Consider the following 7,079-nt stretch of genomic DNA (forward strand, 5'->3'; position numbering starts at 1 on the left):
CAGCCTGCAATAACATATAAACCAAAAGCTGACGCTTTTCACGTGAGCAAGCTCTACGTCTACAACGCATTAAACTTCTGCGCCAGACTTGTAGACGCACAGCTTGCTGGCGTGATGGGCGAAGCTCATAAAAATATAAACGATGCAGCCTGCAATTACATATAAACCAAAAGCTGACGCTTTTAACGTGAGCAAGCTCTACGTCTACAACACATTAAGCTTCTGTACCAAACTTGTAGACGCACAGCTTGCTGGCGTGATGGGCGAAGCCCATAAAAATCTAAACGGTGCGGCCTGCAATTACTTATAAATCAAAAGCGGCGCTTTTCGCGTAAGTAAACTTAACGCCTACAAAAATCAAAAAACCGCGTTTAAATAAACGCGGTTTTTTGATTTCTAATTAACGATTTATTTTAGTCGTTAATTTTTGCAAACGCAGTACCTAAGCGAGTTACCACTTCTGGTAGTTGATCGTCTAGTATTTCAGCTTTATCAGCACCCCATGCAAGTACCACAGTAGAGCCTAATTTAAAGCGACCCATTTCTTCACCTTTTTTAAGCGTGATAGCGTTTTCGCCTTTAGTTGGATAATTCCAACTAAATACATCACTGCCTGCTGGTGGTGTTACAGTACCTGCCCAAATAGTTTCAATGCTGGCTACAATTGTTGCGCCAACTAGCACCATAGCAAGCGGACCAATCTCAGTTTCAAAAATTGCTACTACTCGTTCGTTACGTGCAAATAAGTTAGGCACGTTTTGCGCTGTAAGTGGGTTTACTGAAAATAAATCACCTGGCACGTAAATCATTTTGCTTAGCGTGCCATCAATTGGCATATGAATACGGTGGTAATCTTTAGGCGCTAAATAAATAGTGGCAAATTTACCGCCTAAAAATGCTGTTGTATCATCTTGTGAGCCGCCTAGTAGCGCTTGCAAGCTGTAATCGTGACCTTTAGCTTGTATTAGCTGTCCGTCAACAATATCGCCTAGCTGACTGATTGCGCCATCCACTGGATGAATGATGATATTGCTATCTTCTACCATTGGTCGTACGCCGTTTTTTAAAGGGCGGGTAAAAAATTCATTAAAGCTTTTATAATGAGCTGGATCTGAATATTCCGCTTCGCTCATATCTATTTTGTATTGCTTAATAAATAGTTTAATTAATGTGGTTGTTAATGCGCCCGCTTTAGCAGCAGCTAATTTGCCTACAACGCGTGAAATAAAATGTTTTGGCATTGCGTACTGCATTGCGATTTTAAATTTGTCTAAACTCACAGTATTTTTCCTAAATTATACGCGAGGCGCACGAGCGCCGGCACGGCCATCGGCCATTGTTTCTAAAATTCGGTGGTAGCTGTCAAAGCGCAATTGAGAAATTCTGCCATCGGCTACAGCTTCTTTAACTATACAGCCCGGATCGTTTAAATGTTTACAGTCTCTAAAGCGGCATCCGCCAATAAATTCTCTAAACTCTTTAAAACACCAGGTTACACGCTCAACATCTAAGTGCCATAAACCAAACTCACGAATTCCTGGCGAGTCGATTAAATTACCGCCGCTAGGTAAATGGTGAAGGCGCGAAACGGTTGTAGTGTGCTGGCCTAAGCCGCTGTTTTCAGATACTTCTTTAGTTAATATTTCAGCATTAGGCAATACAGTGTTAACGAGGGTTGATTTACCTACGCCACTTTGACCAACAAAAATATTATTTTTATCAACAAGCACTTCTTTTAATTCATCAATACCGTCACCCGATATATTACTAACAAGGAGTACTTGGTAATCAAGTTTACGATAGATATCGAGAACTTTTTGTATTTCGCTAAGGCCAGCATCGTCAATTAAATCGGTTTTATTGAGCACTAAAATTGGCTCAATGCCCATATCTTCACAGGCTATTAAATAACGGTCGATAATACTAGAGGTAAACTCGGGTAATACCGCCGATACCATGAGTATTTGGTCAATGTTGGCTGCAATAACTTTAACACCGTCGTAAAAGTCAGGGCGGGTAAGTTGCGAACGACGCTCTTGCGTGGCTTCAATTACACCGGCTAAATCGCCTTCACTTACTTTGGCACGGCGAAACAATACTTCATCACCACACACTAAATTAGACACGGTACGACGTATATTACAGCGCAGTACATCGCCGTTCTCGGTTTCGACATCGGCGTGCTGGCCAAAACGACTGATCACAATTGCGCTCTCGACCTGACCTAAATTGTCGGTTTGCCATTCTTGCGCGCCTTTTTTAGCTGGCCTTGAGTCTGCACTATTAATGCGTTTTTGGTGATTGGCCTTGATCTGACGCGATTGGCCTTTACTTAATTTTTTCTGTTTTGCCACTGGAGGCCTATAACCTTAGTTAAATGTCGCTTTTCCTAAAAAAAGCTTTAGCTCGACGGTTGATGCTAATATGATATATCGAAATGCGTTGGATCTAAAGGAAAGCACCGCTTAGGTATTATGACTATTAATAAATCAAATTTAATTTGGCTCGATCTTGAAATGACCGGACTCGAACCAGAGACCGATAAAATACTCGAAATTGCGACGGTTGTCACTGACGCAGACCTGAATATATTAGCCGAAGGGCCAACTATCGCTATTCATCAAAGTAATGAACTCCTTGATGGCATGGACGAGTGGTGTACTACTCAACATGGTAAATCGGGTTTAACAGCGCGTTGTAAAGCAAGCACCTTTGATGAAGCCTATGCTGTAGAGCAAACGTTAGATTTTTTAAAACAGTGGGTGCCAGCGGGTGCTTCGCCAATGTGCGGTAACTCTATAGGGCAAGACCGCCGTTTTATGAATAAGTACATGCGCGAACTCGAAGACTTTTTTCATTATCGAAATCTTGATGTGAGTACGATTAAAGAATTAGCACGTCGTTGGAAACCAGAAGTGCTTGCAAAAGTGAACAAAAAAGGCTCACACCTTGCTTTGGATGACATTAAAGATTCGATTATGGAATTAAAAGTCTATAGAGAAAATTTCTTTAATTTGTAAAAAACACTTGCAAACACTCCGTATTATTGTAGAATCCTGCCCCGCTCAAGACGATAACCCACGCGGGGTTAGTGTGTTTGAGTGATTGATTTACCATCAATTAATGCGGTACTAGCTCAGTTGCTAGAATGTTGAACGCGATATGTCGCGCATCAACGTAAAATAACTGAAGAAATAAAAAATGCGGTACTAGCTCAGTTGCTAGAATGTTGAACGCGACTTATCGCGCACCAACGTAAAATAACTGAAGAAATAAAAAATGCGGTACTAGCTCAGTTGCTAGAATGTTAAACGCGACCTGTCGCGCACCAACGTAAAATAACTGAAGAAATAAAAAATGCGGTACTAGCTCAGTTGCTAGAATGTTGAACGCGACTTGTCGCGCACCAACGTAAAATAACTGAAGAAATAAAAAATGCGGTACTAGCTCAGTTGGTAGAGCGCGACCTTGCCAAGGTCGAGGTCACGAGTTCGAGCCTCGTGTACCGCTCCAATTTCTAACCAAAAGAAATTGTAGTGATAGTAAATTAAGTAATGCGGTACTAGCTCAGTTGCTAGAATGTTGAACGCGACCTGTCGCGCACCAATGTAAAATAACTGAAGAAATAAAAAATGCGGTACTAGCTCAGTTGCTAGAATGTTGAACGCGACCTGTCGCGCACCAACGTAAAATAACTGAAGAAATAAAAATGCGGTACTAGCTCAGTTGGTAGAGCGCGACCTTGCCAAGGTCGAGGTCACGAGTTCGAGCCTCGTGTACCGCTCCAATTTCTAACCAAAAGAAATTGTAGTGTTGAATGAAAATATAATGCGGTACTAGCTCAGTTGGTAGAGCGCGACCTTGCCAAGGTCGAGGTCACGAGTTCGAGCCTCGTGTACCGCTCCAATCTTTTTATACCCTCAAAATTTTCTGTATTAAAAATCATAAACAAAATTATAATTACAAATCTCTCTTATCTACTTTATACCAAACTGCATAAATCTTTGATAAATTTAACGAATTAAATTGCACTATAACGTCGTTAAAAATTTTTTATTTAGAACAACTAGATACAAAAATCTTTGCCTAGTTCTAGCGTAATTTTCTTAACGTTAAATAGACCCCATATATAAGCAGATTGGTATTATTCTATATGTAATATTCAGTATTGAAGTTTTGTTATTAGAAGCTATCGCTTCTCGCGCGAGCAAGCTCTGCGCTAACAAGAATGGTGTTGTACTTTAAAGTTATGAGTGAGGTAGAGAAGAGTTAATTCTTTGAAACCGAGAGCTTTTGTTAAAGCCGCTCCCCCTGAATAGTTGCTATAATACGCCTAGCGCCACCAGAGTTGCGATGTTCACCTAAGTAAATACCTTGCCATGTACCTAGTGCTAAATACCCATTAGAAATAGGAATAGTTAACTCACAGCCCAATGTGCTGGTTTTAATATGTGCAGGCATGTCGTCATCGCCTTCATAATCATGACGGTAATAAGGCTGGCATTCAGGAACGAATTTATTGAAATGGCTTTCCATATCCATACGCACCGTAGGATCGGCATTTTCGTTTATAGTAAGGCTAGCGGATGTGTGTTGGATGAATAGGTGCAACAAGCCTACTGTGTAAGTGGTAAGCTCAGGGAGTTGAGACAATATTTCGTCGTCAATTAAATGAAAACCCCGCGAGCGAGGTTTTAATACTATGACCTTTTGTTGCCAACTCATAGCTTATCGAAACTAACTTCAATATTTGCATTACCAGCATCGCTAGTGAATGGCATGATGATTTTTTTACCTTGGCTTTTATGCGTTATTGTATGCCCTTGACCGGATACTACAATAGGCGTTGCCATGTCAAAATCAAACCCTTTTTCACCCAATAAATTTTTGGCGCCACCGGTTACCATATTGGTTATTTCGCCAACCATGTCAGTGACTTCTTCATCAATTGAATCAGGGCGTTCACCAAGCATACGTTCCATGATAGTAAGTGCAAGCTCTTCATCAAAAGTAATTGAAAATGAACCGCGAGTTTGTGGTCCCACCATACCAATCAGACCTGATACATCGCCACACGCAATTTCATCTGTTTTGATACGCGGCTTACCAGGCTTTAATTGAGTTTGAGCCATTGTACTCAATACATTGATTAAAGAAGATAAAAAAGGATTGATGAACTCTACATTCATATTTGTTCTCTTAAATTAGTGCTATGAAATGGTTATATCATACGAGTATAGCCATTAGGAATAACTTTGGGGATTATGATGCTCTACAAGACTCACATTTACCATGCGCTTCTATAGTTTGTCCTGATACAACAAACCCGCCTTCAGCTGCTAAGTTATTTAACTCATGTGAGATAACGGTTGAATGAAGCTCTTTAACAAAACCACATGTATCGCAAATTAATAGTTGCACAGGATGAATATGATCAAAGTGATGGCACAGCATAAATGCATTTGTACTTTCAATTTTATGTATAAAGCCCAGTTCCGCTAAAAAATCTAATGCACGATAAATAGTGGCAGGTTTAGCACCTAACTCTGTTACTTTTAGTTGTTCGAGTAAGTCGTATGCACCTACACCGCCTTGCGCACTGGCGAGCAGACGAAATACCTTCTCGCGGATCGGTGTAAAACGCGCACCGCGATTATCACATACTTGTTTTGCTTTACTTACGAGTGATTCTATATTCATCATTCTCTCATCCTTACTTTGCCATGATATACTAACATACTGTGTTGTAGTTGCAGCGTTTTTATTAAACGCTTTTTATCTAGGAAACCTAGTAATGCATGAACTATTAGCTATTTTTATTTTCTTTTTTGCGGTAATAGACCCCATTGGTACAGTGCCTGTATTTATTGCAGTTACACGTGGCGATGATGAAAAATTTAAACGTAAAGTTGTATTCAAAGCGGTGGGGGTTTCAGCCCTTGTACTTTTGTTTTTTGTTGTTGCAGGTGAGCAACTACTTAATGCCATAGCCATTCCACTTTCGGCATTTCAAATAGCAGGTGGTATCGTATTACTTATTTTTGCTCTTTCGATGATATTTGGTGAAAGTAAACCTGAAACCGAAATAAAAAGCGTCAGAGACAGTACCGAAACCGCTATTTTTCCTCTCGCAATTCCTTCTATAGCAAGCCCTGGAGCAATGTTAGGCGCCGTTTTAATGACCCGAAATGAAGAATATACGTGGGTTGAGCAGTTAATGACGTCATCTATGATGCTAGCAGTGCTGGCCATTGTGCTTGTATTGCTGCTGATGGCTACACATGTTCACAAGTTAATAGGTGACAGTGGCGCAAGTATTGTTAGTAGAATAATGGGGCTTATTTTAAGCTCTGTTGCCGTGACTAATATTTTAAACGGCATCGCTCATTACTTTGGATTACAGGTGTTTTCTTAGTATTGATACGTTTAATATTTGATCTTGGAAGTAAACCATAAGTGTTAGTGAAAACCCCTATCATAAAGTAAATATATACAAAAAATAGTGAATGGCATGCTGATTATCACTGTTTTACTATGCAAAATTATAATTGAAAAATGCGTTTTGATTACTGTATAGATCAATTTACGCAAAAAATTTAATCACTTCACTCCCTGCAAATTACTGATAATTTAAATAAAGATTTAATTATCAGTTCAATTCCGACGCTCTAAGTTTCTAATTCGTGTACTAAATTGGTTGCTGAGACTAATTATGTTAATAATTCATATGAATTTGGAGAAATTAATTGAGAATACTTGCAAGTTTATCGTTCATTATACTGAGTTATTTAGTGCTAACTACTAATGTGGCAGCACAAGATTATTACGCCCCGCAGAATTGGGATATTACCAATAGCTTTACTATTGAGTCAGGCGATCGTATGTATATAACAGCTGATAGTAAAGTTACGTTAGAAAATTCTGCAAGGCTTATAGTTGCTAAAGGTGCGGAGCTTATTGTTGAAGCGGGTGCGACAGTAACCTTTGATATAAAAAGTCGCATTGATGTGCGCGGAGAGTGGTTGATTGCACAAGGCGTAACCATCCAATCAGGCTCTGGTGTTCAGTTTAATATTTAT

8 protein-coding genes and 3 tRNA genes are annotated in these 7,079 nt (G+C 39.8%); 6 read left to right on the forward strand and 5 right to left on the reverse strand.

Annotated elements, in window-relative coordinates; all coding sequences use genetic code 11:
- Positions 1-413 precede the first annotated feature (413 nt).
- Positions 414-1,280 carry an archaetidylserine decarboxylase gene (asd, locus tag H5119_RS05695; protein WP_182701542.1) on the reverse strand — a complete coding sequence of 289 codons (867 nt, stop codon included), beginning with the start codon at positions 1,278-1,280 and terminating at the stop codon, positions 414-416.
- 15 nt (positions 1,281-1,295) lie between these two features.
- Positions 1,296-2,354: a small ribosomal subunit biogenesis GTPase RsgA gene (rsgA, locus tag H5119_RS05700; RefSeq protein ID WP_182701543.1), complete on the reverse strand. Its 1,059-nt coding sequence runs from the start codon at positions 2,352-2,354 to the stop codon at positions 1,296-1,298.
- 120 nt (positions 2,355-2,474) lie between these two features.
- On the opposite strand from rsgA, the gene orn reads away from it, so the two are divergent.
- The 4 genes from orn (at position 2,475) to H5119_RS05720 (ending at position 3,906) form a co-directional block, all read left to right on the forward strand.
- Positions 2,475-3,020: an oligoribonuclease gene (gene orn, locus H5119_RS05705; RefSeq protein ID WP_182701544.1), complete on the forward strand. Its 546-nt coding sequence runs from the start codon at positions 2,475-2,477 to the stop codon at positions 3,018-3,020.
- A 417-nt stretch (positions 3,021-3,437) separates the two neighbouring features.
- A tRNA-Gly gene (locus H5119_RS05710) sits at positions 3,438-3,513 on the forward strand.
- 198 nt (positions 3,514-3,711) lie between these two features.
- Positions 3,712-3,787: transfer RNA gene (locus H5119_RS05715), tRNA-Gly, on the forward strand.
- A gap of 43 nt (positions 3,788-3,830) precedes the next feature.
- A tRNA-Gly gene (locus H5119_RS05720) sits at positions 3,831-3,906 on the forward strand.
- A gap of 390 nt (positions 3,907-4,296) precedes the next feature.
- On the opposite strand, the gene H5119_RS05725 is transcribed toward H5119_RS05720, so the two are convergent.
- From H5119_RS05725 to H5119_RS05735, 3 genes are all read right to left on the reverse strand, one after another.
- A complete protein-coding gene (locus H5119_RS05725) occupies positions 4,297-4,725 on the reverse strand; it encodes a secondary thiamine-phosphate synthase enzyme YjbQ (RefSeq protein WP_008135799.1) in 429 nt (142 codons plus the stop codon).
- Positions 4,722-5,189, reverse strand: a complete 468-nt coding sequence (locus tag H5119_RS05730) for a chemotaxis protein CheX (RefSeq protein ID WP_077536036.1) — start codon at positions 5,187-5,189, stop codon at positions 4,722-4,724. The genes H5119_RS05725 and H5119_RS05730 overlap by 4 nt, the downstream gene beginning before the upstream one ends.
- 73 nt (positions 5,190-5,262) lie before the next feature.
- Entirely contained in the window at positions 5,263-5,700 is a 438-nt protein-coding gene (locus H5119_RS05735; protein ID WP_077538837.1) for a transcriptional repressor, read from the reverse strand.
- Between the two features lie 94 nt (positions 5,701-5,794).
- On the opposite strand from H5119_RS05735, the gene H5119_RS05740 reads away from it, so the two are divergent.
- The gene (locus H5119_RS05740; protein WP_077536035.1) at positions 5,795-6,415 is read left to right on the forward strand and encodes a MarC family protein; all 621 of its coding nucleotides are present in this window, start codon (positions 5,795-5,797) and stop codon (positions 6,413-6,415) included.
- Positions 6,416-6,746: 331 nt separating this feature from the next.
- On the forward strand, positions 6,747-7,079 hold a 333-nt coding region (locus H5119_RS05745; protein WP_182701545.1), incomplete at its 3' end, for a hypothetical protein.

The sequence above is a fragment of the Pseudoalteromonas sp. SG45-5 genome (assembly GCF_014164085.1).
GTDB lineage: Bacteria > Pseudomonadota > Gammaproteobacteria > Enterobacterales > Alteromonadaceae > Pseudoalteromonas > Pseudoalteromonas aliena.